Genomic DNA, 26,384 nt, shown 5'->3' with positions numbered 1-26,384 from the left:
TAGGATAATTCTCAGCCCGTCCTGCCGCGGGTAAATGTATGTTATGGTATTGCCTTGTCCCCGCTACGGAAGCCGACGTTCAGCGATAAAGTTCGCGCCCGTCATCTCTCCCTCCGCCCATGCCCGGGGATGCTATAATTCGACGCAGCAAGCCAGATGCCGGCAGGATAATGAAGCTAAAAACCCTGATCTATATTTTTACCGTAACGTTGGTCTTCTTTTTCGGTATTTTCATTTTCAGCTCGCTGGCAACGGCGCGGGATGCGTTTTCCCGCAATCAGCTCAACCTGCAGAAGGTCAATCAGCTTTATGAGCTGACGCAGACATTTCAGGCTTCATTGCTCTCTCACCGCTTAAAAAAATTCAGTCTGATCAGTGACTACATTACCCGGGATCGCATCAGCAACGCGGAAGAAAACCTGCGCCGCAGTATGCAGTCCCTGATCAGCGCGCCGGAAGAAGAAGATAACGACGACCCGATGACGGAAAAGGCCCGCAGCCTGTTTGATAAGACTGCGATGGTGGTGTATCAGTTGATCCGCAACGACAACCTGGAGATTTCCGCCGCCGGCAGGGACATTCATAGTCAGCTGAATATCAATAGTGCGTCATACATCAATGAGCTAAATAATCTCTATTTCATGTATGCCTATGACACGACATTTTCCGATACCCACTCCTACCTGTTTATCGAAAGTATCCGGGTCAATAACCGGATGGACCTGACGCTGACAGAGCTGGTCGATCAGATTGTTGACTTAAAGAGAAACGCGAGTGACAGAAAGCATACTTACCTGAAGGCTATTGAGCTCATCGGCGTGCTGGATTCGCTGCGCGCCCGCCTGGTATTCATTATTTCCACCGAGCCGTCTTACTCGAGCGTAGATATTACGCGCGTCCGGCGTTTGATTGATATGCTCTCTAAAGAGCACATGCTGAAATTCGCCGCGTTCCTGACCGACTCACTGGATGAACCGACGGAAAGCGAACTGGACAACTATTATGCATACTCTCTCCAACTGAGGCAGCTCTCCTCCGAATTTATTGAAGACAGCTTTGCGCAGGAAAAACAAAACCTGAAGCAAAAAATTTACGCCAGCCAGGCCCAGCTTTACGGCATGATCTCCCTCTCCTGGCTGCTTGCGCTGTTCATTATTATGCCGGTGCTGATCTTTGCCTCAAAAATCACCGCCTGGCTAACGCTGACCAACAAAAATATTATTAAGCTGTCGCGCGGGGATCTGAGCATTCAACCCGATGCAACGATGGTCACCGGCGAACTTCTGGCGATTTCGAACGCCATCAACCAACTGCGCCTCGACCAGATTGAAAAACGCCAGTTGGAGGCCGACAAGCAGACCCTGATTGATGAGTTGCTGAACAGTTCATTTATCGATCCGCTGACCAATATTTATAACCGGCGGAAATTCTTTAATGAGTGCAGTCAGATCCCGCTTCAGCGCTATCCGTTGGTTTTCTGCCTGATCGACATTGATAATTTTAAACAGCTCAACGACCGTTACGGCCATGACGTGGGCGATCAGGCGTTAATCGCCTTCAGCCACACCTTAACCACCGTGCTGGGAGAGGATGCGGTTTACTGCCGCTACGGCGGCGAAGAGTTTGCCATTGTCGCGCCCAGCGCCTCGTCGCAGGAAGCCTTGCAGCGCATAGATCACCTGCGCACGCAAACCGAGCTCCTGCGCATCGGCACATCGCGCGGCGGCGAGATTGGCTTTACCATCAGTTGCGGCATCGCCAATATCATCAGCTATGCCACGATAAACCTTGCCATTAAGCAGGCCGACGAAGCTCTCTATTTTTCCAAGAAAAGCGGTAAAAACCGGGTCAGTTTTTATCAGAACGACGGCTTTGTCTTTCTCCAAACGCGTTAATCATGTTTTAACGATTCGTGGTGATAAGGTAAATGGCACGTTTAATCCTCGACCTGATTAACACCTTATGGTGTGATCCTGGCTTCAATATCACAATAAACCGGGTATACTCCTCCGGTTTACTGATAATGCCCGCTAAACAAAGGGCATATCACTACTGTGGAAATCCTGACGAGGATGCTGTAACGCGCCATGACACACTACGCCTCCCCGATTTTGACCTCACTGCTTGATACCGACGCCTATAAACTGCATATGCAGCAGGCCGTTTTTCACCGCTACTATTCCGTGCCCGTCGCGGCGGAATTTCGTTGTCGCAGCGAGGATTTTCTGGGCGCCTATGTCGGCCAGATCGCGGAACAGATCGCCATGATGGGCGATCTGGCGCTGACGGATGATGAATATCATTATCTCGCCTCCCTGCCCTTTTTTAAGCAGGACTACCTGGACTGGCTGCGTGATTTTCGCTTTGATCCCCGTCAGGTGACGGTAAAAGATGACGCAGGCCACCTGCGGATTCGTATTACCGGCCCGTGGCGCGAGGTGATCATGTGGGAAGTTCCGCTGCTCGCCGTTATCAGCGAAGTCGTTCATCGTCAGCGTTCGCCGGCGGTCACGCCCGCCATGGCGGTGGACCACCTGCGCAACAAGCTGGCGCGCTTTCATCAACTGAGCGGCGATCTTGATCTGTCACGTTTCAAACTGATGGACTTCGGCTCGCGCCGCCGCTTCTCCTTCGCGGTGCAAAATGCCATCGTCGATACGCTGAAGAACGAATTTCCCTATCTGGTCGGCACCAGCAACTACCTGCTCGCCAGGAATTTACAGCTGGCGCCGGTAGGCACGCAGGCACATGAATGGTTTCAGGCGCATCAGCAAATCTGCCCGGTGCTGGCCAACAGCCAGCGCGCCGCGCTGCAGGCCTGGCTGGATGAATACCCGGATCAGTTAGGTATTGCCCTGACCGACTGCATCACTATGGATGCCTTCCTGCGCGACTTCGGCCCGCAGTTCGCCACCCGTTATGACGGCTTACGCCATGACTCCGGCGATCCGGTGGAATGGGGAGAAAAAGCGATCGCGCATTACGAGAAGCTGGGCATCGACCCGATGAGTAAAACCCTGGTGTTCTCAGATAACCTGGATCTGGAAAAAGCCCTGACGCTGTACCGCCAGTTCTATACCCGTATTAATCTGGTATTCGGCATCGGCACCCGGCTGACCTGCGACATCCCCGGCGTTACGCCGCTGAATATCGTCATTAAGCTGGTGGAGTGCAACGGTAAGCCGGTTGCTAAATTGTCCGACAGCCCGGGGAAAACCATCTGTCAGGATAAAGCGTTCGTTAAAGCGCTGAGAAAAGCGTTCGATTTGCCGCTGGTGAAAAAAGCCAGCTGATATGACAAAGGGCCGACGCGGCCCTTTGCTTTTTCATCCCGACGTTATCCCTGCAACAGCCTCAGACGCGAGTGTTCATCAAATTCCGCCGTGATAGTGCCGTCCTGCCGGCATCCGGTCACCTTGTCCGCCTCCTGCGACACCTCATACCCTTTCAGTTGCAGATAACTGCACAGGGCATTGCGGTGATCGACGTCGTACAGAGAAATAAAGCGGGGAAAGATCGTCAGTACCGCATGATGCGCATTGGTATAGCTGTCATCAATGTCGGCCGACTTCAGGGTGACGCACATGATGCCGCGTTCAAAATCCGCCAGATAGTAGCCGCTGGTATTAAACATACCGGCGGCGATCAGGCCGATGATATCCAGCTCTTCCTCTTTGATCGGCAACTCCGCCTGTGAGAGCAGCGTAATGCCATTCTCTTCGCCATAGCGCCTCATTCTCAGCGCCTGCGCCAGCTGGCGGGGAGCGATATCCGACAGGGTGTTGGCCCAGCTCCACAGCCAGGTCTCTGACGAGCGGGATAACGTACCGAGAATCTGCATAGGAAAAGCGACCTTGCCGGCAAAGCCGATGCGCCCGCTTTTCATGTCCGCTTCCCAGGATAATCCGTCAATGATTTCGCCCAGGTTCTGCTGCTTCTCCAGCGCCAGCGCGCCGTATCGCTCCAGCAACGCCTGCCAGCTGTGACAAGGCGCGCTCTCCTTTACGAGCTGACCGCCCGCCTGTTCATCCGGATTCCGCCGACCACTGAAGAGTGTTTTAATCAGATTCATCTATGTTTCCGTCTTAAGCGTCACCCGCCTGAAAAAATAACCGCCGTATTTTTTCACCTCTTTCCGGCTCGCACAATATGATAATTTTCATTTATATTCGTCTTGCCCCTACAATTTCTTACAATGAATGCGATTGTTTTTCCGCAGTTGGAGGTTATTACTGCCGGAATGCGATTTCCTCTTGTGTCTGTTGAGAGGGCAAGTAACATAGCATGATGGCCGCCGGATGCGGGCGGAGTGTCGTTTATTCACTAAGTCAATACAAAAGAGAGAAATATATGAGCGTTGTGCCTGTAGTCGACGTACTGCAAGGTCGTGTCGCGGTAGACAGTGAAGTTACCGTACGCGGCTGGGTGCGTACCCGGAGAGATTCTAAAGCCGGTATCTCCTTTATCGCCGTTTATGACGGTTCCTGCTTTAATCCTTTACAGGCCGTCGTTAATAATTCTCTGTCGAATTATCAGGATGAAGTTCTGCGCCTGACCACCGGCTGCTCCGTTGAAATCAGCGGTAAAGTCGTGGCCTCACCCGGTGATGGCCAGAGCTTTGAGTTACAGGCAGATCAGGTCAAGGTTGTCGGCTGGGTGGACGATCCGGATACCTATCCGATGGCGGCCAAGCGCCACAGCATCGAATACCTGCGTGAAGTCGCGCACCTGCGTCCGCGTACCAACCTGATCGGCGCCGTCGCCCGTGTGCGTCATACGCTGGCCCAGGCTATCCACCGCTTCTTTGATGAGAACGGCTATTTCTGGGTGTCCACGCCGATCATCACCGCCTCCGATACGGAAGGCGCCGGTGAGATGTTCCGCGTTTCCACGCTGGATCTGGAAAACCTGCCGCGTACGCCGCAGGGCGCCGTGGACTTCAGCGAAGACTTCTTCGGCCGTGAGTCGTTCCTGACCGTATCCGGTCAGTTGAACGGCGAAACCTACGCCTGTGCGTTGTCCAAGGTTTACACCTTCGGCCCCACTTTCCGCGCTGAAAACTCCAACACCAGCCGCCACCTGGCTGAGTTCTGGATGATCGAGCCGGAAGTGGCGTTCGCCAATCTGTCTGACATCGCGGCGCTGGCCGAGTCGATGCTGAAATACGTTTTCAAAGCGGTACTGGAAGAGCGTGCGGATGATATGGCGTTCTTCGCTGAGCGCGTCGATAAAGACGCCATTGCGCGCCTGCAGCGTTTTGTTGAGTCCGACTTTGCGCAGGTGGACTACACCGATGCCGTGACCATTCTGGAAAACTGCGGTCAGAAGTTCGAAAACCCGGTGTACTGGGGCGTGGACCTCTCCTCCGAGCATGAGCGCTATCTGGCCGAGCAACACTTTAAAGCGCCGGTCGTGGTGAAGAACTACCCGAAAGACATCAAAGCGTTTTATATGCGTATGAATGAAGACGGCAAGACCGTTGCGGCGATGGACGTGCTGGCGCCGGGTATCGGTGAGATTATCGGCGGTTCTCAGCGTGAAGAGCGTCTGGATATGCTGGATGTGCGCCTGGAAGAAATGGGGCTGAAAAAAGAGGATTACTGGTGGTACCGCGATCTGCGTCGCTACGGTACCGTTCCGCACTCGGGCTTTGGTCTGGGATTTGAACGTTTAATCGCCTATGTGACTGGCGTACAGAACGTTCGCGATGTAATTCCGTTCCCGCGCACGCCACGAAATGCAACATTCTGATTAGCGTTTTAAACGTTAGTTACACTTTCCCATAACAAAGAGGGGATTAGCGATGCTAATCCCCTCTTTTTTTAAATGTAGATATACGTCACAAAGTTCCCTGATTTTTACATTTTGATACACATTATTGCCTTTTGTTACCGCAACAATATATTTGTATCATTTTCAGGGTAGATTAACCGCCCTTCGGATGGAACACTGCGATGCAGACACAGGAAGACACCATACTCTCGTTATTAGTTCCGCAAGTAACAAAATAGTTCCTTACGTAACTGAATAAAGGCAGTGGCAGGTGTCAAAAAATATAACACCAATGAGGGTAATAATGATGAAACGCAATATTCTTGCAGTGGTAATCCCGGCTCTGCTGGCTGCTGGCGCGGCTAACGCGGCTGAAATCTATAACAAAGACGGCAACAAGCTGGATGTGTACGGTAAGGTTGACGGTCTGCATTATTTCTCTGATGACAAAGGCAACGACGGCGACCAGTCCTATGTTCGTTTTGGTTTCAAAGGTGAAACCCAGATTACCGATCAGTTAGCTGGTTACGGTCAGTGGGAATACAACGTCCAAGCAAACAAAGCTGAGTATCAAGGCACCGAAGGCACCAAGACCCGTCTGGGCTTTGCTGGTCTGAAGTTCGCTGACTACGGTTCTTTCGACTACGGTCGTAACTACGGCGTTATCTATGACGTTGAAGCTTGGACCGATATGCTGCCGGAATTCGGTGGCGACTCTTACACCGCTCACGACAACTTCATGAACGGTCGTGCTAACGGTGTTGCTACTTACCGTAACAGCAACTTCTTCGGCATGGTTGATGGCCTGAACTTCGCTCTGCAGTATCAGGGCAAGAACGAAAACGATGGCCGTGACAAGAAGAAGCAGAACGGCGACGGCTGGGGTATCTCCTCTACTTATGATCTCGGCTGGGGTGTAAGCCTGGGTGCTGCTTACGCTGGTTCTGACCGTACTGATGCACAGGAAGCTTTTGACGGCAAAGGTAAGAACGCTGAAACCTGGACCGTTGGTGCCAAGTACGACGCAAACAACGTATACCTGGCTGCAATGTATGCAGAAAGCCGTAACACCATCTATGTTGCTGATTACGAAGGTTTTGCTAACAAAACTCAGAGCTGGGAAGTTGTAGCTCAGTATCAGTTCGACTTCGGTCTGCGCCCGTCCATCGCTTACCTGCAGTCTAAAGGTAAGAACCTGAACGGCAGCGGCTATGGCGACAGCCAGGACATCGTTAAATACGTTGATGTTGGCGCTACCTACTACTTCAACAAAAACATGTCTACCTATGTTGATTACAAAATCAACCTGCTGGACGACAACGCGTTCACCGAGAAAAACAAGATCGCAACTGACGATATCGTAGCTCTGGGTCTGGTTTACCAGTTCTAATTGCCGCAACCGCAAGGTTGACTGCAATACCTGTTGTTTAAGCGGGGCTTCGGCCCCGCTTTTCTATGCGTTATTTTCTCCACTTATCACGCCTTACGCGCTGATTTACCGCGTATTTATCTGCTCTTTCCTCTTATCCCAACAACTTTGTATTCTTTTTATCGCAAACGGTTGGCAATCGGTTAGCGCAGCGGTAACCTGAGGCTTCACTCTGGTTCATTTCGATTCATGGAAGCCTTCTCATGTTTGAAAATATTCCCGCAGCACCTGCCGACCCTATACTGGGACTCGCTGACCTATTTCGCGCCGATCCCCGTCCGAACAAAATCAATTTAGGCATTGGCGTATATAAAGACGAAACCGGTAACACCCCGGTTTTGACCAGCGTAAAAAAGGCAGAGCAATATCTGCTGGAAAATGAAACCACCAAAAATTACCTGAGCATCGACGGCATCCCGGCCTTCGCGTCATGCACGCTGGAACTGTTGTTTGGTAAAAATAACCCCATCATCAACGATAAACGTGCCCACAGCGCTCAAACGCCAGGTGGTACGGGCGCCCTGCGCGTTGCTGCGGACTTTATTGCCAAACACACCAGCGCGACGCGCATCTGGGTCAGCAACCCGAGCTGGCCGAACCATAAGAGCGTCTTTGGCGCCGCCGGCCTGGAGGTTCGTGAGTACACTTACTACGACGCAGAGAACCACCAGCTGGACTTTGACGGCCTGGTGAAAGATCTTGAGCAGGCCGCTGCGGGTGACGTGGTGCTGTTCCACGGCTGCTGCCATAACCCGACCGGTATTGACCCGACGGCGGAGCAGTGGGAGAAGCTGGCGGAGATGTCTGTCGCCAAAGGCTGGTTGCCGTTGTTTGACTTTGCGTACCAGGGCTTCGCCAACGGCCTGAATGAAGATGCGCAGGGCCTGCGTATTTTTGCCGCCAAGCATGACGAGCTGATGGTCGCCAGTTCTTTCTCCAAGAACTTCGGCCTGTATAACGAGCGTGTGGGCGCCTGCACGCTGGTCGCCGCCGACAGCGAAACTGCCGACAAGGCGTTCAGCCAGATTAAATCCACCATCCGCGCCAACTACTCTAACCCACCGGCACACGGCGGTTCCATCGTTGCCACCGTCCTGAGTAACGATGCTCTGCGCGCCATCTGGGAGCAGGAGCTCACGGACATGCGTCAGCGCATCCAGCGTATGCGCCAGCTGTTCGTGAACACGCTGCAGGAAAAAGGCGCTGAGCAGGACTTCAGCTTCATCATTAAGCAGAATGGTATGTTCTCCTTCAGTGGCCTGACCAAAGAGCAGGTGCTGCGTCTGCGTGAGGAATTCGGCGTGTATGCCGTCAACTCCGGACGCGTCAACGTCGCCGGCATGACGCCGGACAACATGGCGCCGCTGTGTGAAGCCATCGTTGCTGTACTGAAGAAGTAACCGGACAAGACAAATCCGGGCAGAAAAAAGGGACCTTTGCGGTCCCTTTTGCTTTTATAGATCGTAAGCCATCACCAAACCGGCGGCTCATCGCTCACGTACGGGTTGGATTGCCGTTCTGCGCCGAAGGTAGAGGTTGGGCCGTGCCCGGGAATGAACGTCACATCGTTGCCTAACGGCCATAACTTATTCTTGATGGAGTCAATCAGCGCCTGGTGATCGCCGCGCGGAAAATCACTGCGCCCTACGCTGCCGTTGAACAGGACGTCTCCCACCTGCGCCAGCCGGCCTTCGGGATTGAAATAGATAACGTGTCCCGGCGTATGGCCGGGGCAATGCAGCACCTGCAACGTCTCATTGCCCACAGAAATCACATCCCCTTCCTGCAGCCAGCGATCGGGCGTCACAACGGCACACTCCGGCATACCGAACATCTTGCTTTGGGCCGGCAGGCCCTCCAGCCAAAAGCGGTCTTCCTCCTGCGGGCCGAACACCGGAACACCCAGCGACGCGGAGAGTTCAGCCGCGGCGCCAACGTGATCAAGATGGCCGTGCGTCAACAGAATCAACGTCACGTTCAGCCCCAGATCATTGATGGCCTGCCGAATCTTGCCCGCCTCGCCGCCGGGGTCCACGACCACCGCCAGTCGCGTTGCCGCACACCACATTAAGGTGCAATTTTGCTGAAATGCCGTTACCGGAATGATTTGATATTTCATAGACCATCCTGACAAAACGCCGGCATAAGCCGGCGTTTTATATTGAATTCAATGTACCCGTAAGCCCGCTAATTACCAACTTCTGACCGGACCGGTATCAATATGCACGAAGTTACTGCGCGGATAATATCCTACACCACCGGCACCCATTTTCAGCGCCGCTTTGCGGATATTGCTCAACTGAATACCTTCGATGTTGAAATCCATCGCCTTACCCAACGTATGATAGCTGTGCTTCGCCACGCCGCGCTTGTGCTCGCGCATTTCATCATTGGTTCCCAGCGAACGATAACCGGAAATCAGCGTAACGGGTTTACGCGTACCCAGTAATCCCTGGAGACGGTAAAGCTGATCAAAAAGGTGTGGATCGATGGTTTTCACCCGGTTCGCCCGGTGATCGCGAAACAGATGGTTAAGCCGCTGCAGCTCTTCCTGAATATAGCGTTTTCCGTCAAAAAATTCGGCTTTCAGCTTCTCACCGGTATTCAGGTTATTTACCACCAAAATACGCGGACGCGGAGTAGAAAGTGTTGCAAACGCCTGCCCAGGCAGCATTGCCATCCCTAAGGCCGCACCGCCTAACGCCAGCCATCTACGGCGATGAATATTTATAGAGTCCATGAGCTGAGTTAATTCCTGGCAAGAGTTACTTAAAAACTACGCAAAAAAGCGCACCGCTATGAACATTAACCGCCCCTCAACGATGAGTCAACCCGCGAGGCGTCCGGGGTTGCGGGGAGATCACACTATTTCTCCCCGTTTTCTCCCCATCGCATAGATATTCACGCCGGGCGCTAAAATGCTAATTTATTGTTACAGTTGAAAAAGCTGCTCGGCCTGAGCAACGACCTTCGCGCCAGAACGCACCGTGTTGTCATAATTGTAAATATCTGTACGGAACTGAGGCTTACCATCGTCGGCAACCCAGGCAGTCAGATAATAGAGACGAACCGGGATCCGCTGACGTACGGGAACATACTGAGTATTGCCGCCCTTCAGTGCGGAAGAAACCCGCGCATTGCTCCAGCCTGCGTCCTGTAACAACATGTTTGCCAGCGTAGACGCCTTGTTGACGCGTACGCATCCTGAGCTCAGCGCCCGGATATCTTTCTCAAACAATCCGTGATTGGGCGTGTCGTGAAGATAGATAGCGTCGTTGTTCGGCATGTTGAACTTGTAACGGCCCAGCGAGTTACCGGAACCCGGCGCCTGCCGGATACGGTAAGGGAAGTTGCCGGCAGAAACCATGCTCCAGTCGATCATCGACGGGTCAACAACCTGGGCATCTCCGCTCCAGCTGGAGAACAGCGTGTAGTTATGGCGCTGGATATAGCTGGGATCGCGCTTCGCTTTCGGTACGATATCTTCCCGGATCAGCTTGGTCGGTACGTTCCACGGCGGGTTGACCACCACGTTATTCAGCTCGCTGCTCATCAACGGCGTTTTACGCGCCGGACTGCCCACGATAACCCGGGAGCTCAGCACCTCAGAGCCGTTAAGATAATAGCTCAGGGAGTAATCGGGAATGTTTACCATAATCCCGGTATTCACTTCCCCCGGCAAAATTCGCAGACGCTGAATATTCAGCGCCAGCAGCGTCGCACGGGTTTGCGAAGAAACATTGAGCCATTCACGGGTACGGTTGCCAATCACGCCGTCAGGCGTCAGTCCCTGCCATTGCTGGAAGCGTTTCACTGCCTCCACCAGCTCCGGGGTATAAATGTTATCGCTGCCGGAGACCACCGGCGCCGCGGTGGATTGCAGCATCCGCTGCGCCGGCGCAGGTTCTGCGTCAGCTTTAGCGGCGTCTGCCGCCGGCGTAACCGCCCTCAGCATGCGCTGCTCCGGCGCAGGCCTTTCCTGCGTCAGATCCGTCACCGGCGCGGCCGCAGGGCTGACCGCAACGGCTACGGCATTGCCCTGCTCCTGAGCGCCTGGCTCTTTTCCTTCACTGGCCGGCGTTTCAGCAATGACGTCCTGAACGTGAGTCGTCAGCATACCGGTACGGGTAAGAATATCGCGCAGCGCCGGGATATCCTGACTGCGCGCGCCGGGCTTCAGGCTGGGGCCGGAGGCGGAAAGCTGCGGCCAGGGGCGGGAATCCGCCAACATGCCTTTCAGCGCCTGATGCATTCTGATGTACTGCGGATGCGACGGCGCCAATGATTCAACGAAGGCCTTCAGATGGCCGTCGCGTACGGCGAGCTGCCAGTTGTTGACCAGGCTGGACGGCGGCGGCGCAATCTTATAAGGCACGGAACTGTACAGCCAGCTGCCTTTGGTGGCGCTGACGCCGGATACGAACTGCATATAGCCCATCATCGCATCAGACAGGACGATATCGCGTTTCATATCATTGATTTCAGGGTCGGTCAGCCAGGTGACCCATTGGGTAAACTGCGGTTGCACACCGGAAAGCGCAACCTCAGCCAACTGCTGCTGAAAAGCCTGCACTGCTTCACGGTCCTGCCACATGGCTTCCATGTGGTTGGCGGCGTATAACGAAGACAACTCCGGCAAATAGCGTAATGATACACCGGAGGGTACGGCCGACTGCAATTCACTGCGTGCCTGCGATACACTCATCACCGGCGCCGGACTCTGAACGTCTGTCTGGCCGTCGGTGTTTGCCATAACCGGCATTACGTTGAATGCTAACGCGCAGCCAATCATAAGACGGTGAAAACTGAATCTCTTGTTCAGCAACATCCCTTGCTCCCTAAGTTCTGCTCACATTAAAACCATTATCCGATAACCAAGCTGTCGCTTCCTGCTTGCCGACCACCCGCTCCGTTTGGGTAAACGGGAACGGTTTGCGGATAATGGCCGGTACAACTTACTTTAAATTATACAAACAGAAATTATTTTCTGCTTTCCTTAGTGCAATCCGAGAGATAAATCTGAAGGATGACTTACTCTCTGACGAAAATCCGTACGCTGGCTTATTTTGCCAAAAAAAACGGCCTGAGTAGAGGCCGTTTCTGAATAATCAGCGCAATTAAGGAATTATCTCCCCTCTACGATTGGGCAGATTCTATCGCGTCCAGCGAGTCCGAAACCTTCTTGTCAGTCGCAAAACCACGCAACCCGACCACATGGACGTGTTCAACGTTGTTAAACACCTTACGCATCAGCTTGTACGTCGTGCCTTTTTCCGGGCTGATGTTTTCCGGCGCCGCGATAATCAGCTGCATTTCCAGACGATCGCAAAGCTCGAACAGGGTCGCGATAGACTTGGCATCCAGACGGGCTGCTTCGTCAAGGAACAGCAGACGGCAGGGAGAGATATCCTTACCGCGCAGGCGGCGCGACTCCTCTTCCCAGCTTTGCACCACCATCACCAGAATCGACATCCCGGTACCGATAGCCTCACCGGTCGACAACGCCCCGCTTTCCGCGCGCAGCCAACCATCGGAGCCACGGTTAACTTCCACGTCCATATCCAGGTAGTTACGGTAATCCAGCAGTTCTTCGCCAATCGTCTGCGGCGTGCGCTGCCCCATATCCACCTGCGGATTGAGGCGCTGATACAGCTTCGCCAGCGCTTCGGAGAAGGTCAGGCGGCTGCTGTTGAACAAATCCTGATGCTGTTCCTGTTGCTCGGCCAGCACGGCCAGCAGCGTAGCGTGAGACTCACGCACGTTAACGTTGAGCCGTACGCTCTTCACCTGGCCGAACGCCACGGCCTGCAGCCCCTGGTTCAGCATGCGGATGCGGTTTTGCTCACGCTGAATCGTCTTACGGATGATGTTCGCCACGCTCTTCGAACTGATCGCCAGCTTCTGCTCGCGTGAAGTGAGCTCTTCCGTCAGACGCGCCAGTTCAATTTCCATTTGTTCAATGGCATCCAGCGGATCGTCGGTGCGGATAATATCCTGGCGGATACGTTCGCGCAGATGCTGATACACCGCGATATAGAACTGGATCTTACGTTCCGGATGTTTGGAGTCCTCAGACAAACGCAGCACGTCACGCAGGTGCTCGTTATCCGCCACCGCCAGACGCAACGCCCCCAGCGCTTTATCCGACATGGAGCGCAGCTCGTCCCCGTCCATGTAAGCCAGCTCGCGTTTATGTAAACGCCGCTCTACGCCGTTGTCTTTCACCAGGCGCATAACCGCGCACCAGCCGGCCTTCGCCGTGACCACCTGCTCGCGGATCGCGTGATAATCACGCTCCACCTTACGCAGCTTCTTCTGCAGGCTGTCCATTTCGGCTTCGCAGAAGGTAATCTGTTTTTCCAACTGGTTGCGCCGCGCACGGTTGGCGCTCAGCAAGGCGTGCAGCTCATCACGGCGCCCACGGGCGCGTTCCTCAGCGGACGCATCGGCCTGAACGCCGATGTCCTGCAGTTCCTGCGTCAGCTCTTTCAGCATATCGCGCTTGGCGTCATGCGAGCTCTTCAGCGAGGCCAGCACCTGATTGTATTGCGCCAGTTGCGTCTGCTGCTGGCGCAGTTGCTCACGGCTGCGGGTACGCTCGCTTTCCGCCTGTTCCAGGCGCTGGCGCAGCTTATCGTTCAGATCCGAGTTTTCCGTCAGCATCCCGGCGGAATCGCTGTAGCTGAAGTGCGCCCGGCGCTGAATGACTTCCGTCAGTGCGAATGCCTGCTGTTTTGCCACACGCTGATTGTGCTGAGCCTGCTGGTAATCGATCTGCAACTGTTCGTGTTGCTCCGGATCGCTTTGCAAAACGGCGATAACCGGCTCCAACTGCGCCAAAGCTGCACCGTTTTGCTGTAAATAACGGCTGGCTTCCTGCGCTTCATCCAGCTCTTCCCGGATTTCATCCACCCGGTCAGCCAGCGTCTCGTCCAGCAGCAGCCCCGTCAGCGGCACCAGCTTATTGAGCAGCGCCACGTTCTCTTTGGCCTGCGTTAATTGCTGACGCTGTTGCTGCCCCTGACCGTCCTGATTGCTGATCATGCGCTCAATTTCACCGCGCCGGCTGTTCAGTTGGCGCAGCTCAGCTTCGGGGTCCGATTCGAACGCCACAGCCAGATGAGTGCCGATAAAGCGGCTGAATGCCTGATGCAGACGCTGTGTTTTTTGCACGTCGAATGACAGGGTCGCATAACGCTCCGCCAGCTCATCACGCTCGGCGTACAGCGTTTCCAGACGGCTTTCGCGCGCGGCGCGACCAAATATCGGCACCTCAGGAAAGCGGGAATAACGCCACTGGCGATCGGCGATTTTCACCACCACCGCGCCTTCCAGCTCTTCTGCGGCAAATACGCTGTCATCGAAAGACTGCGGATCGCCTTCGATCAGGTAGAGATCTTCCGGGCAATCTTCCAGCCCCGCCAGTGAGTCTCGTACCAGCGACAGATCGGGCACCACGATAGCGTGGCGTGACGGTCCATACAGCGCCGAGAAGTAAGGCGCGTCATCGAGGGTAACGTCTTCATAAATTTCTGACAGCAATACGCCGCCAAAACGCTCGGCCAGCGCGATCATACGCGCGTCTTCCGCCCCGCTGGGCTGGCTCAGGCGTTCTATCTGGCTTTCAACCATGCGTCTCTGCTGGGTAACGTCATCACGCTCCACCGTGGCTTCGCGCTCACGCTCCAGCAGTTGCTGCATCTGTTCGGTTATCTGGCGGCTGTCCTCCAGGGATTCACCACACTGCTCGCTCAACTGGGTCAACGCCTCCTGCGCAGCCAGCCAGGCCGGCGCCCTGGCCGTCAGCTCTTTGGTGCGTGAGGCGATCTGTTCCAGTTCCTGACGCACCGCCATACGCTGCTCGCTGACCTGCGAAGCTTCAGCAGACAGGGATTCCACCTGCGCTTCCGCCCCGGCCAGCATCTCGTCCAGCTCTTCCGGCTGGCATGTCTGACCGCTGCGTTTGCAGAACTCCTGCAACAGACGCTCGGCATCCTGTTGAGAACGCAGGCGCTGCTCCAGCTCAGAAAGCTGCATGCGCAGCGGTTGCAGGCGCTCTGCCTGATGCTGCATGCCCGGCCAGTCGCGCAATAAGGTACGCCCTGCCTGCCAGGCTTCACTGCGGCTGACGTCGCCGACCAGCTTGATTACCAGCTGATAAGCGTTTTCAAACTGCGACACGGCGGCATCGGCCACGCTGATTTTTTGTTCCAGTTGCAGCAGAATTTCCGTGGCTTCCTGCTCGCGCGCCTGGAAGGCCTCCAGATGTTCCTCTGCGTTGTCCATGGACAAATCGGGCAACTGGCAAAGCTGACGCGCGCGCTCCAGCGCCTGCAACGCCTGCTGATACTGAATGGCACGGGTTTGCTGTACGTCCAGCGCCTGCTGATAATCGGCCAGTTGGCTTTTCAGCTCATCGACCTCCAGTTCCGCCGCTTCGGAGCGCGCCTCATACTCAGCGTTCAGCTCCGTCGCTTCGGCCACAACCTCGGTCTGCTCTTCCAGACGGTATGAAAGATCTTCCAGATCGCTTTGGTAACGCTCGATCTTTTCCTGCTGACGCATCGCCGTCTGCACCAGGTTCAGGTGATCGCTGGCGGCCTGATAATCGGTTTCGAGATCGGATTCCGCCCCGCTCTGTTCGCCCAGTTCGCGCGACATCTCAACGTGACGGTATTGCTCATTCAGCAGTTGCTTGCGGCTGCCCAACAAATCACGGCGCAGCACCAGCGCCTGATCAAGATGAATGCGTCGCTCATTGGCGTGCCGCATATAATCCGCCGCAACGTAAGAAGTGGCTTCTGAAATCAGGTGCTTGAACAGATCGCGATCGGACTGGGTGACCCGGATCGCCTCCAATGTCATGCGGTTTTCACGCAGCGCGGCTTCCATGTCCTGGAATGCCTTACGCACCCCGCTGTTTTCCGGCAGCAGGTAATCACGCAATGAACGGGTAATGGCGCTGGAAATCCCGCCGTACAGCGAAGCTTCAATCAGGCGGTAGAACTTGCTGCGGTCCGATGCGGAGCGCAGACGTTTCGGGATTGCCCCCAGATCGAACATCAGGGAATGGTAATCCGTGATGGAGTTGAACTGCTTGAACTGCACGCCCTCAATGGCTTCGAGGCGCTCTTTCAGCTCCTGCAGCGGCAGCACGCGCGCCTGACGCGTACCAACGGTCTCCGTCAGGACTTCCGTCGGCTGGTAAGCCGTCGGCAGGCCCTGAATAATGAAAGGCTTGATGTCCACCTTGCGATCGCGCCCGGCAACCTGCTGCAAACGTACGCCGACCACAATGCGCTGATGACGGGAGTTGACGATATCCAGCGCGGAGTAGCACACGCCCGGACGCAGTTTACCGTGCAGCCCTTTGTCGCGTGAGCCGGTCGTCGCTCCCGCCTCGGTGGTGTTACGGAAGTGCAGCAGGGTAAGGTCGGGAATCAACGCCGTTACAAACGCGGCCATGGTGGTGGACTTGCCCGCCCCGTTACCGCCCGACAACGTGGTGACCAGCTCGTCCAGATCAAACGTCCGGGCGAAGAAGCCGTTCCAGTTAACCAGCGTCAGCGAGCGAAATTTTCCGCGTTCAATCATTCCTGTTCATCCTCCGCGCTGTCTGTCACGTTGTCCGTGCCGGACTCATTCTCATCCGCCTCATCATTCAGGGATAAGGTATTCTCAATGGGCATCGCCTCGCCGTCGCGGATCATGCGCAGCTGCGCTTCGCGCTGGTCGTCCCCGCTGCGCACGTCGGCGCCGAAGCGGAACACCGATTCCGTGATGCGGAATTTGCTGCTGTCGTTGCCGGACATGAAATAAACCATCCCGAGCCGGCGCAGGCGGTTCAGCGACGTACGCACCTTTTCCTGCAACTTTTGGCGATCCAGGTCGGAGCCGGTAGAACGCTGGTTGACGTACTTCAGCAGTTTACTTTCATCCGCCAGCGTCAGCAGTTCGTCATACAGTTCCTGCTGGGTAAAGATCCCCTCGTGCGCCAGGCGCTCCGGGCTCAGGTAGAGATAGCAGAGAATTTTCCCCACCATCATGTCCAGCTCGGACAGCACCGAGCGGGGAATCAGCGTGGTCGAACGCGGACGCAGGTAGAAAAATCCCTCCGGCGCGCGGATTAATTCGACGTTGTAGCGGCCGTAGAACATTTCCAGCTCTTCCTGAAAATCCATCAGAAAAGCATGGTTATCCAGCTCGTCAATGCCAATATGCCGCCCGGCGCGCAGTTGGCTGTCCAGGGCGGGGAAAAGCGGATTAAACACCGCCTGAGCCAGCTTCGCTGGCATCACATTTTCAATATTTGTCGATGACATGGGCCTGTACCTTGGCTCCGTACTCATTGATCGCCTGCCATTCCGCGGGCAATCCGGTGAAATCAGCTTCAGCAATACCCAGGCGCACCGCCTGGTCTACCAGAATTCGTGCTAAATCGAAATGGCGCTGACGGGGATATCGGGTGAGGTATTCACGCAGCACGGCCCCGACATCCAGCGGCCGTTGCTCGGTTTTGTAGACCTGCAATTCCTCTTCAATCAGGGCGATAAGCTGTTCGCGCACCTCGGAGAACTCTTCATATTCCAAATCAGGCGGCAGCTCGCCGGTCACCTCTTCGGTGCGCAGCACCAACTCTTCATCGCGCATATCCAGCAGGCGATCGGCGTTGGCGACCGTGAGCGTCCAGGGGTTCTCGAAGTAGTTTTGTACCGACTGACGCAGACGCTGGGCGAATACCCGGTTCTTATCCATATCGATGGCGGTACGGATGAATTTGTGTACGTGGCGATCGTAGCCAATCCACAGGTCTATTGCCTGCTGCCCCCAGCTGATGATGCGGTCCAGCTTGTTTTGCAGGTCAAGCACCAGCCTGTCGATGAAGTCCAGCTCTGTATTGTCCATCGTCGCCTCCTGCACGCGCAGCAGGTTGGCCTGGAGCTTATCGCCCGCGGCCTCCAGCGTATCCTGCAATTCGCGCAGGGTGCCGGACGTTTCGGAAAGCAGCATTTCACAGCTGGAAATCGCCGCCCGCCAATCCTGGTTCAGCAACGCGGCGATGTCTTCTTTCACCCCTTGCTGCTGCTCATCCATGATGCGCTGAGTCAGGTCGATGCTGTCAAAAATCTCGGCGACCGAATATTTCAGCGGCGCGAACACATGGCGGTGCCAGTGAAACTCATCGCCGCCCTCTTCGGCCGCTTCCGCGGCGGCGCGCAGTTCCTGCGCCACGATGGAAAGCTGCATGGAAAGACGCAGCGTGGAAAACTCACGCTGACGGATATAGTAGTCGGTGATGCCGATACCCAGCGGCGTCAGGCGGTAAATCGCATTGCCGTCCGCCAGTTCGCTGGTAAAGCGGTTGAGCAGACGCTGTTTTACCAAATCGTTGATCGCATTGTTCGCACGTACGGTGACGGTTTCATGCGTCTGCTCAAAAGCCTTGCTCACCTGGCGGAACACATCCACCAGTTCCCCTTCACTCATTTCCCCGTCCAGCCGCTCGCTGTTCAACGTGGCGATAGACAGCATGAACGCCAGACGCTCCGTAGGCAGAGAAATGGCGAAATCGTTTTTCCGTGCCCAGGCAACCAGTTCCGGTACCGTCTGGGTAAAATCACTCATAGTCCGTCCTTCACTGTGGGCTTACGCGCCATAACGTGGATATAGCGCCCCAGGCTGACAAAAGGCTCCTGCCGGCAGTAACGCTGCTCCAGCGCCAGCACGTCGGCAAAATCCTCAATCTGCTGTCGTTTATTCTGCATGTAATCGTGAAATACCCGTACGCCGCTTTTACCGGTGATGTGCATACCCATTCCCTCCAGCCAGTCATAAACCCGGGCCGGGTCCAACGGGTGATCAGGGGATAATGAACGCCGTTTACGCTTGGGCATACCGGCTTTGACATAGTCCAAGTTACCTAACACGATGTTACGCATCAACAGGGCATTATAGTTATAAAACATCAATGATAACGCACCACCCGGCCTAAGACAGCCATACAGTGATTGCAGCACCATCCGGGGGTCGGCGACCCACTCCAGAACAGCATGGAACAATATCAGATCGACAGGCTGTTCCAAATGCTGAACCATCTCCTGAGCCGGACTTTGTATGAATTGCATGTTGTGGCTCACACCTTTTTGTTCGGCATGCGCCTGCGCCCGGCTCAACATTTCGGCGGAGATATCGCACAGAATCACCCGATGCCCCAACGCCGCAAGCTCGCTGGACATCTGCCCCATACCGCCGCCGGCGTCCAGAATGTTCAGTTGCCGTTCCGGCCAGGCCGTCAGCATCTGTTGCAGATCTTGCCACAGGACAGCGCGACGAATCTCCCCTTTCGTCGTACCATAGATATTGCGCGTGAATTTATCGGCAATATCATCAAAATTTCGATCCTGCATACAATCTGCTCCACGGAATGCAGACGGAAACATCCCAAACTCATCGCCCTAAACCTGCTATTTTGACACAGGCAGGCGTAGAATGAATCTCATTGACTCAATATTCATGTCAGATGCCGTATTTTCACTCAAAAAGGATGTTGCCCGATGCTGTTTACCCTGAAAAAGTTTATCGGTGGCCTGTTATTACCACTACCGCTTTTCCTGGCGATTATCGCATTGGGGTTGGTTTTACTGTGGTTTACCCGCTGGCAGCGAAGCGGGAAAGCTCTGATTTCTCTCGCCTGGCTGGCGATTTTGCTGTTAAGCCTGCAACCTATAGCCGATCGCCTGCTGCTGCCGTTGGAAAAACGCTATTCAACGCTGAACGCGCAAACCCCGGCGAAATTCATCGTAGTGTTAGGCGGCGGTTATACCTATAACCCGCAATGGGCGCCCAGTTCCAACCTGCTCAACAACAGTCTGCCGCGGGTAACGGAGGGCATTCGCCAGCTGCGGCTGCATCCGGGAGCAAAGATTATTTTTACCGGCGGCGTAGCGCAAACCAGCAATATCAGCAGCGCGCGCGTGGCGGCCAACGTGGCCGAGAGCCTGGGGGTTTCTCCGGATGAAATTATTCTGCTGGATACGCCGAAGGATACCCGCGAAGAGGCACAGGGCATTGCCGGCATCGTCGGCCATCAGCCGTTGATTCTGGTGACATCGGCCAACCATTTGCCGCGGGCCGTCCGCTTTTTTGAAGAACAGGGGCTGACCCCGATTCCGGCGCCGGCTAATCAGCTTGCGATCACTTCGGCGCTGAATCCCTGGGAGAAAGCGTTGCCGTCGGCGTTTTATCTCGGGCACAGCGAACGGGCCTGGTATGAAACCCTGGGCAGTTGGTGGCAGAATTTAACGGCTTCAAATCAACAACAAGAATAACGGTCAGGATATGCTATGTTACGACGAATTTTGATGTTGCTCGGCGCAGCCGCCATATTTGAATTGCAGATCATCGTTCTGGATTTTTTCTGCAAGCCAATGCAGGCCGAGCTGGATGCCAACCCGTTGAACGGCATCAGCGCCATTGGCTTCGTTCTGAGCTGGACCACGGGCATCAATACCAACTTAGCCCTCTTCCTCGCCTTCGCAGCATTGCTGGTTCTTCCCATCTTATTCTGGTATCTGTGCAGCGGACTGCTGCGCGCGGCCAAAATATAGGGGAATGCCGTAAGGCATTCCCCCTGACACAAAACAACGTAATGCTACAACAGCTCAGGATGCGTCAGTAAGCACGCCAGGCGATTATGTTTCTCAATCACTTCCGGTAGCCGCACGGTCTGTATTTCCCCATTGCGGATCACCACCCGTCCGTTGATCACGCTGTAGGCAACTTCGCCCGGATTGCAGAACACCAGCGCCGCCAGCGGATCGTGCCGCGCGCCGGCAAGGCTCAGGCGATTCAGATCGAATGCCACAAAGTCCGCCGCCATTCCCGGAGCAATAGCCCCGATATCATCACGGTTCAGTACCGCTGCGCTGCCGCGCGTCGCCAGCTCCAGCGCCTGACGGGCCGTCATGGCATCGGGGCCAAACCCTACGCGTTGCAGCAGCATCGCCTGCCTGACTTCGCCAATCATGCTGCCCGCATCGTTTGACGCGGAACCGTCGACGCCTAACCCGACCTTAACGCCGGCATCCAGCATAGCGCGCACGGGCGCGATGCCGGAAGCAAGGCGCATGTTGGAGCAGGGGCAATGCGCCACGCCGGTCCCCGTGCGGGCAAACAGCGCAATGCCCGCCTCATCCAGCTTGACGCAGTGCGCATGCCAGACATCGGCCCCGACCCAGCCGAGATCTTCCGCGTACTGCGCCGGCGTCATCCCGAAACGCTCCTGGCTATAGCGAATATCGTTGTCGTTCTCCGCCAGATGCGTATGCAGGGAGACGCCGTACTGGCGCGCCAGCCGTGCAGTCTTCTGCATCAGCTCGCGGCTGACGGAAAACGGCGAACAAGGCGCCAGGGCGATTCTGAGCATGCTGTAACGACCGGCATCATGATAGCTTTCAATCAACCGGCGGGAATCTTCGAGAATAGCGTTTTCGCTCTCTACCAGCTCATCCGGCGGCAGCCCGCCTTTACTGCGGCCGACGCTCATACTGCCGCGGCAGGCATGGAAACGCATGCCGATTTCCCTTGCGGCCTCAATGCTGTCGTCTAGCCGGCAACCGTTGGGATACACGTACAGATGATCGCTGGCGGTGGTACAGCCCGAAAGCATCAGTTCAGCCATGGCCGTTTGGGTCGAGATGTGGATCATTTCAGGCGTGAGCCTGGCCCAAATCGGATAAAGCTGTTGCAGCCAGTTGAATAACTCTCCGTCCTGTGCGGCAGGAATAGCGCGGGTGAGTGACTGAAACATATGGTGATGGGTGTTGATCAAGCCCGGAATGACGACGTGTCCGCGCAAATCCAGCTCTTCATCAACGCCGGCGGACAGAAGTTCACGCCCGCCGACGGCAACGATCCGGTTCCCTTCGACGATCAAACTTCCTTTACGAATTTCACGCCGTTCGTCATCCATGGTGACCAACAGCTCGGCGTTTTTAACCAGCAGCGTTTTTTTATGCATGTTATTTCCTCATCAGGACAATGTGCTCACATGCTGCAACTGTCTCCCGGCCACCGAAACCCGGCAGGCCCGGCGCGGAATAGCAGAGACAGCGCCGTTATCGGGGCGGCATTGCGCCGCCCGCTGTTGTTATTGCGCTTACCGTCTTTAGTGTACAAATTTCCATCTTTATCGCCATTCAGGCCATCACACTTCCGCGGATCGGTCTGATGGTCACTTACCCCGTCGCCTGCTCCGCCTCTCCCTCTTCGCCATCTTTCGCTTTTTCAGGGTGATAGCCGTTAAAGTACAGATTCAGCGTTACAGCGCTTACCGTGGCTAACAAAATGCCGCTGTGCAGTAAAGGCTGAAACACCTCCGGCATTTGCTGGAAAAACTGACCGGAAACCGTCGGAATCATCCCTACGCCTAAGCTGATCGCAACGATATAGAGGTTGTAACGATTGGTGGAATAATTGGCGCGCGACAAAATGCGAATCCCTGTCGCCAACACCATGCCGAACATCACGATGCCTGCACCGCCCAGCACGAATTGCGGAATGGAAGCCACGACAACCGCCATCTTGGGCACCAACCCGAATACCAGCAGAATCCCGCCTGACATTACGCAGACCCAGCGGCTGGAAACGCCGGTTACGCTGACCAGACCGACGTTCTGGGAAAACGAGGTGTGAGGGAAACTGTTAAACATCCCGCCGATAATCGTACCGATGCCGTCAACGCGCAGACCGCGCACGATGTCCTCCTGCTTTGCCGGACGTCCGACAATATCGCCCAATGCCAAAAACATCCCCATCGACTCAATAAACGTAATCAGCATCACCACGGTCAGCGTGAGTACCGATATTGGTTCAAACGTCGGCCAGCCGAACGCAAAGGGCTTAATCGGCGCAAACCACGCCGCTTCGCTTAATCCGGCGAAGCTGACCTTTCCCATGAAAAAAGCCAGCACGAAACCGAAAATAATCCCCAGCAACACCGAAACGTTACTCAGGAACCCCTTGGCGAAACGGGTAACCAGCAAGATAAACGTCAGTACCAAAAAGGAAGTGATCAGATAGAGAGGATGACCGTAATCGGGATTTCCTTTCCCCCCGGCGGCCCAGTCGATACCGACCTGCATGATGCTGATACCGATGGAAGTAATTACCACGCCCGTTACCACGGTAGGAAACAACGGCATCAACCGGCCGATTAGCGGCACCAGCAGCGTGGCGATAATGCCCGATGCGATGGTCGCGCCGAAAATGCCGGTCAGGCCGATTTCCGGGTTGGCGCCGATAGCCAGCATGGGCGTAACGGCGGCAAACGTCACCGACATAATCACCGGCAGCCGGATCCCGGCGAACCGCCCTATTCCCAGGCATTGCAGCAACGTCACGACCCCGCAGCAGAACAGATCGGAACTGATCAGAAAAGCGATTTGCTCCTTGGGAAGCCCCAGGCTGCCGCCGATAACCAGCGGCACGGCAACAGCGCCGGCATACATGACCAGGACATGCTGCAGCCCCAGCGTAAACAGTTGCCCCACGGGCAACATACGTTCAACATTGTCGGTTTTTTGAGTCCGACGGGCCTCCCCGTCACTTTGCTGGGCATTAATGACACTCATAGACACATCACTCCTTTACAACACAACCGGCTTTGCCGGCGGTTACGGTATGAAAGCCCTGGCTTTCCCGGATACTGATGTACGGCATTCTCATCGATGCTCCCCGCCGGGATGACGTTCCCGGTACGGCGACCGAAACGTTATGCATGTAACGTGCACAATCCGTTAGATATTCCGCTATTACGGGGCAGGAAGATGAAATTCTGCAAAGGAGTTCACATAAAGAAAGCACATAAACGGGCCTGCTCCTGCCAGGTAAACCCGTTTAACAAAAATAAGGGGATGGATAAGAGATATTTATCAGAACCAGCGTGTCAAACGTATCAAAATGGTAATTCAGTTTCGCAAAAATGATACTCGCGCGTTACTCCAGCCAGGGTAACAGTTCACGGGCGGCATGATTCACCACCTCATGCTCCAGCGTCCCCGTATGCAGAAAACGCCCGATGGACTCCCACAGAACGTACAGCCAGCGGCGCGCCATGAAATCCTCGCTGACGGGCGCTTTTTGCAGGTAACGATGCAGCAACATCGTTGCCATCCCGTCTTCGCTGAGGCGGAAAAGATCGTATTCACGCGGCGCCCAGAGCGTCATGCCGGGGTTCAGCATTGCCAGAAGCTGGTCGCTGCGCGGATCCTTCAGCATGCTGCGCAGCGTCAGGTTGCCATGCACCAGCACGCAACTGTCGTCGAAACCAGCGAACAGCGCCGGCAGGCATTCCCGGCTACGGAACAGAATCCGGCGGGTTTCCATATCAAGCTGGTTGCCCCGCATGCTGTTGAGCGTGGCCCAAATCACCTCCAGGCGCTGCCCATACCATGCCGGCCAGCTGTTTTCCTGTACGCTGTCCACGCAGCCGACGCAACCATGGCCGTCAATGCGGTGCCAGGCCAGCACGCCCTCGACGATCTGATCCATCAGGCACTGCCAACGCTGCGGCGTGCGCGTTGGCGCTTCCACGGACACGCCGCGCAGGCGTTCAATCAGCATCACTTCTTTATAAGGGGATTGGTGCGTGGTCAGCATGCCGTAAACCGTCGGCAGGCGGATGTCACCCTGGCGGGCCAGCATTGAGAGTTTGTAAGCTTCCTGTTGTGCGATGCCCTGGCACACATAGCTTTTGGCAACCAGCGGTATCGGCGCTCCCTGTTGATTATAAAGCGCAAACAAATGTGCGTAGGGTTGTTCGCTGATGCGCTCCAGCCTTCCGACCGGTTCGCCCAATACTACGCTCAGTTCCGCTTTCAGGTGCTCCATCGCCAATACCTTTCACCGCTCTGACTGGGAGGTCTATCATCGTACAGAATAAATTTTACATTCCCAACCCAGATCAAAAGAGCGTGCAATCGCACGCTCCTCAGTAAATTAATCCGCTGGCGGGGGGAATGAAACGGCGCTATGCGCCGTTCCGGACCAGTTCGCGCACCCGTTGCAGATCTTCCGGCGTGTCTACGCCCGTACCGGGCGCCGCCAGCGCGACGGCAACGTGAATTTTCTCGCCGTACCACAGCACCCTGAGTTGCTCCAGCATCTCGATTTGCTCCAGTTGGCTGGGCGCCCAGGTGACATAACGGCGGATAAAGCCGGCGCGATAAGCATAAATGCCGATATGGCGCAGGAAAACGTCGCCGATCTGCTCACGGGATACGGCGAACCGATCGCGCTCCCAGGGAATCGTGGCGCGGGAGAAATAGAGCGCATAGCCTTTACTGTCACACACAACCTTCACCGCGTTGGGGTTAAAGGCCTCTTCACTGCTGGTAATCGGCACGGCCAGCGTCGCCATACCGGCTTCGCTGCGGGCGATGTTTTCCGCCACCTGCGAGATGATAACCGGCGGAATGAGCGGCTCGTCGCCCTGTACGTTAACAATGATTTCATCATCCGCGAAGCCGTAGCGTTCAATCACTTCCGCCAGTCGCTCCGTGCCGGAATGATGATCGGCTCGGGTCATGCAGACTTCGCCGCCGGCGGCCTGCACGGCGCTGACGACGTCATCATGGTCGGTCGCCACGATCACCCGTGACGCGCCGGATGCTTTGGCCTGCGCCATAACGCGCACCACCATCGGCAAACCACCGATGTCCGCCAACGGTTTGCCGGGGAGACGGGTTGAGGCATAACGGGCAGGGATAATCGCAACAAAACTCATGCTGCACCCTCATCCAGGGGTAACACCCGCGCTTCATTCTCCAGCAGCACCGGAATCCCGTCCCGCAGCGGATAAGCAAGACGGTCAGCCTTACAGACCAGTTCCTGATTTTCTTTATCGAAGTAAAGTTTGCCGTTGCAAACCGGGCAGGCAACGATTTCAAGTAAACGGTGATCCATAGTTCTTCCTAATCAGTGTCGCACGTCAGTAATAAATGCATGGCGGATAGCATACCCCGTTGCCGGCCGTTACGCACCCACGGCGATAAGCGGGTTTATACGTATCATATTGGTAAAGAGTAAATTCTTATTCTTCATTGCGAAGTCCGGAACATCATGAAAATACGACGGGAGGGAGATAAATAATCACGTTGCTTTTTTCCGGCGGGAAGCGTAGTTT

20 protein-coding genes are annotated in these 26,384 nt (G+C 55.4%); 7 read left to right on the top strand and 13 right to left on the bottom strand.

Annotated elements, in window-relative coordinates; genetic code table 11:
• The first annotated feature begins 170 nt into the window (after positions 1 to 170).
• Together C8D90_RS15950 and pncB are read left to right on the top strand one after the other, a co-directional pair.
• Positions 171 to 1,895 (top strand): GGDEF domain-containing protein, encoded by a 1,725-nt coding sequence (locus tag C8D90_RS15950; RefSeq protein ID WP_115459455.1) that lies wholly within the window; start codon positions 171 to 173, stop codon positions 1,893 to 1,895.
• Between the two features lie 192 nt (positions 1,896 to 2,087).
• On the top strand, positions 2,088 to 3,293 hold the full coding sequence (gene pncB / locus C8D90_RS15945) for a nicotinate phosphoribosyltransferase (protein ID WP_115459454.1): 1,206 nt from the start codon (positions 2,088 to 2,090) through the stop codon (positions 3,291 to 3,293).
• Between the two features lie 44 nt (positions 3,294 to 3,337).
• On the opposite strand, the gene C8D90_RS15940 is transcribed toward pncB, so the two are convergent.
• The gene (locus C8D90_RS15940; RefSeq protein ID WP_115459453.1) at positions 3,338 to 4,072 is read right to left on the bottom strand and encodes a DUF6882 domain-containing protein; all 735 of its coding nucleotides are present in this window, start codon (positions 4,070 to 4,072) and stop codon (positions 3,338 to 3,340) included.
• A 278-nt stretch (positions 4,073 to 4,350) separates the two neighbouring features.
• On the opposite strand from C8D90_RS15940, the gene asnS reads away from it, so the two are divergent.
• The 3 genes from asnS to C8D90_RS15925 all read left to right on the top strand — a co-directional run bounded on the left by asnS (position 4,351) and on the right by C8D90_RS15925 (position 8,601).
• A complete protein-coding gene (gene asnS / locus C8D90_RS15935; RefSeq protein WP_115459452.1) occupies positions 4,351 to 5,751 on the top strand; it encodes an asparagine--tRNA ligase in 1,401 nt (466 codons plus the stop codon).
• Between the two features lie 325 nt (positions 5,752 to 6,076).
• A complete protein-coding gene (gene ompC / locus C8D90_RS15930) occupies positions 6,077 to 7,162 on the top strand; it encodes a porin OmpC (RefSeq protein ID WP_312026878.1) in 1,086 nt (361 codons plus the stop codon).
• A gap of 242 nt (positions 7,163 to 7,404) precedes the next feature.
• Positions 7,405 to 8,601: an amino acid aminotransferase gene (locus C8D90_RS15925; RefSeq protein WP_115459451.1), complete on the top strand. Its 1,197-nt coding sequence runs from the start codon at positions 7,405 to 7,407 to the stop codon at positions 8,599 to 8,601.
• 71 nt (positions 8,602 to 8,672) lie between these two features.
• Here the strand turns inward: C8D90_RS15925 and C8D90_RS15920 are convergent, their stop codons facing one another.
• From C8D90_RS15920 to cmoM, 7 genes are all read right to left on the bottom strand, one after another.
• Positions 8,673 to 9,320, bottom strand: coding sequence for an MBL fold metallo-hydrolase (locus tag C8D90_RS15920; RefSeq protein WP_115459450.1), 648 nt, complete (start codon positions 9,318 to 9,320; stop codon positions 8,673 to 8,675).
• Between the two features lie 72 nt (positions 9,321 to 9,392).
• Positions 9,393 to 9,941, bottom strand: a complete 549-nt coding sequence (locus C8D90_RS15915; protein ID WP_115459449.1) for a YcbK family protein — start codon at positions 9,939 to 9,941, stop codon at positions 9,393 to 9,395.
• A gap of 192 nt (positions 9,942 to 10,133) precedes the next feature.
• Positions 10,134 to 12,029: a L,D-transpeptidase gene (ldtD, locus tag C8D90_RS15910; RefSeq protein ID WP_115459448.1), complete on the bottom strand. Its 1,896-nt coding sequence runs from the start codon at positions 12,027 to 12,029 to the stop codon at positions 10,134 to 10,136.
• Between the two features lie 308 nt (positions 12,030 to 12,337).
• Entirely contained in the window at positions 12,338 to 16,795 is a 4,458-nt protein-coding gene (gene mukB, locus C8D90_RS15905) for a chromosome partition protein MukB (protein WP_115459447.1), read from the bottom strand.
• Positions 16,792 to 17,523 (bottom strand): chromosome partition protein MukE, encoded by a 732-nt coding sequence (mukE, locus tag C8D90_RS15900; RefSeq protein ID WP_115459446.1) that lies wholly within the window; start codon positions 17,521 to 17,523, stop codon positions 16,792 to 16,794. Before mukE ends, mukB begins: the two co-directional genes overlap by 4 nt.
• On the bottom strand, positions 17,504 to 18,826 hold the full coding sequence (gene mukF / locus C8D90_RS15895) for a chromosome partition protein MukF (RefSeq protein WP_115459445.1): 1,323 nt from the start codon (positions 18,824 to 18,826) through the stop codon (positions 17,504 to 17,506). Before mukF ends, mukE begins: the two co-directional genes overlap by 20 nt.
• Positions 18,823 to 19,608, bottom strand: a complete 786-nt coding sequence (cmoM, locus tag C8D90_RS15890; protein WP_115459444.1) for a tRNA uridine 5-oxyacetic acid(34) methyltransferase CmoM — start codon at positions 19,606 to 19,608, stop codon at positions 18,823 to 18,825. Before cmoM ends, mukF begins: the two co-directional genes overlap by 4 nt.
• Before the next feature lie 147 nt (positions 19,609 to 19,755).
• Here cmoM and elyC point away from each other — a divergent pair, with 147 nt between their 5' ends.
• Both elyC and C8D90_RS15880 read left to right on the top strand, forming a co-directional pair.
• On the top strand, positions 19,756 to 20,529 hold the full coding sequence (elyC, locus tag C8D90_RS15885; RefSeq protein ID WP_115459443.1) for an envelope biogenesis factor ElyC: 774 nt from the start codon (positions 19,756 to 19,758) through the stop codon (positions 20,527 to 20,529).
• 15 nt (positions 20,530 to 20,544) lie between these two features.
• Positions 20,545 to 20,808 (top strand): hypothetical protein, encoded by a 264-nt coding sequence (locus C8D90_RS15880; RefSeq protein WP_147291378.1) that lies wholly within the window; start codon positions 20,545 to 20,547, stop codon positions 20,806 to 20,808.
• Between the two features lie 44 nt (positions 20,809 to 20,852).
• Here C8D90_RS15880 and C8D90_RS15875 read toward each other — a convergent pair whose 3' ends face one another.
• From C8D90_RS15875 to C8D90_RS15855, 5 genes are all read right to left on the bottom strand, one after another.
• Positions 20,853 to 22,220: an 8-oxoguanine deaminase gene (locus C8D90_RS15875; RefSeq protein WP_115459441.1), complete on the bottom strand. Its 1,368-nt coding sequence runs from the start codon at positions 22,218 to 22,220 to the stop codon at positions 20,853 to 20,855.
• Positions 22,221 to 22,437: 217 nt separating this feature from the next.
• Complete coding sequence (locus C8D90_RS15870) at positions 22,438 to 23,832, bottom strand: nucleobase:cation symporter-2 family protein (RefSeq protein WP_115459440.1); 1,395 nt, start codon at positions 23,830 to 23,832, stop codon at positions 22,438 to 22,440.
• 364 nt (positions 23,833 to 24,196) lie between these two features.
• Entirely contained in the window at positions 24,197 to 25,090 is an 894-nt protein-coding gene (locus C8D90_RS15865) for a YcbJ family phosphotransferase (RefSeq protein WP_115459439.1), read from the bottom strand.
• A gap of 139 nt (positions 25,091 to 25,229) precedes the next feature.
• Positions 25,230 to 25,985: a 3-deoxy-manno-octulosonate cytidylyltransferase gene (gene kdsB / locus C8D90_RS15860; protein ID WP_115459438.1), complete on the bottom strand. Its 756-nt coding sequence runs from the start codon at positions 25,983 to 25,985 to the stop codon at positions 25,230 to 25,232.
• Positions 25,982 to 26,164, bottom strand: a complete 183-nt coding sequence (locus C8D90_RS15855) for a Trm112 family protein (protein WP_115459437.1) — start codon at positions 26,162 to 26,164, stop codon at positions 25,982 to 25,984. The genes kdsB and C8D90_RS15855 overlap by 4 nt, the downstream gene beginning before the upstream one ends.
• Positions 26,165 to 26,384: the final 220 nt, after the last annotated feature.

Origin of the sequence: Enterobacillus tribolii (assembly GCF_003363015.1) — a bacterium.
Taxonomy (GTDB): Bacteria; Pseudomonadota; Gammaproteobacteria; order Enterobacterales; family Enterobacteriaceae; genus Enterobacillus; species Enterobacillus tribolii.
This window is presented reverse-complemented; position numbering and strand designations above follow the sequence as displayed.

Bases quoted from the DNA above. Each gene is read 5' to 3' on its own strand.
- C8D90_RS15950 (WP_115459455.1), top strand. From the start codon at position 171: ATGAAGCTAAAAACCCTGATCTATATTTTTACCGTAACGTTGGTCTTC.
- pncB (WP_115459454.1), top strand. From the start codon at position 2,088: ATGACACACTACGCCTCCCCGATTTTGACCTCACTGCTTGATACCGAC.
- C8D90_RS15940 (WP_115459453.1), bottom strand. From the start codon at position 4,072: ATGAATCTGATTAAAACACTCTTCAGTGGTCGGCGGAATCCGGATGAA.
- asnS (WP_115459452.1), top strand. From the start codon at position 4,351: ATGAGCGTTGTGCCTGTAGTCGACGTACTGCAAGGTCGTGTCGCGGTA.
- ompC (WP_312026878.1), top strand. From the start codon at position 6,077: ATGATGAAACGCAATATTCTTGCAGTGGTAATCCCGGCTCTGCTGGCT.
- C8D90_RS15925 (WP_115459451.1), top strand. From the start codon at position 7,405: ATGTTTGAAAATATTCCCGCAGCACCTGCCGACCCTATACTGGGACTC.
- C8D90_RS15920 (WP_115459450.1), bottom strand. From the start codon at position 9,320: ATGAAATATCAAATCATTCCGGTAACGGCATTTCAGCAAAATTGCACC.
- C8D90_RS15915 (WP_115459449.1), bottom strand. From the start codon at position 9,941: ATGGACTCTATAAATATTCATCGCCGTAGATGGCTGGCGTTAGGCGGT.
- ldtD (WP_115459448.1), bottom strand. From the start codon at position 12,029: ATGTTGCTGAACAAGAGATTCAGTTTTCACCGTCTTATGATTGGCTGC.
- mukB (WP_115459447.1), bottom strand. From the start codon at position 16,795: ATGATTGAACGCGGAAAATTTCGCTCGCTGACGCTGGTTAACTGGAAC.
- mukE (WP_115459446.1), bottom strand. From the start codon at position 17,523: ATGTCATCGACAAATATTGAAAATGTGATGCCAGCGAAGCTGGCTCAG.
- mukF (WP_115459445.1), bottom strand. From the start codon at position 18,826: ATGAGTGATTTTACCCAGACGGTACCGGAACTGGTTGCCTGGGCACGG.
- cmoM (WP_115459444.1), bottom strand. From the start codon at position 19,608: ATGCAGGATCGAAATTTTGATGATATTGCCGATAAATTCACGCGCAAT.
- elyC (WP_115459443.1), top strand. From the start codon at position 19,756: ATGCTGTTTACCCTGAAAAAGTTTATCGGTGGCCTGTTATTACCACTA.
- C8D90_RS15880 (WP_147291378.1), top strand. From the start codon at position 20,545: ATGTTACGACGAATTTTGATGTTGCTCGGCGCAGCCGCCATATTTGAA.
- C8D90_RS15875 (WP_115459441.1), bottom strand. From the start codon at position 22,220: ATGCATAAAAAAACGCTGCTGGTTAAAAACGCCGAGCTGTTGGTCACC.
- C8D90_RS15870 (WP_115459440.1), bottom strand. From the start codon at position 23,832: ATGAGTGTCATTAATGCCCAGCAAAGTGACGGGGAGGCCCGTCGGACT.
- C8D90_RS15865 (WP_115459439.1), bottom strand. From the start codon at position 25,090: ATGGAGCACCTGAAAGCGGAACTGAGCGTAGTATTGGGCGAACCGGTC.
- kdsB (WP_115459438.1), bottom strand. From the start codon at position 25,985: ATGAGTTTTGTTGCGATTATCCCTGCCCGTTATGCCTCAACCCGTCTC.
- C8D90_RS15855 (WP_115459437.1), bottom strand. From the start codon at position 26,164: ATGGATCACCGTTTACTTGAAATCGTTGCCTGCCCGGTTTGCAACGGC.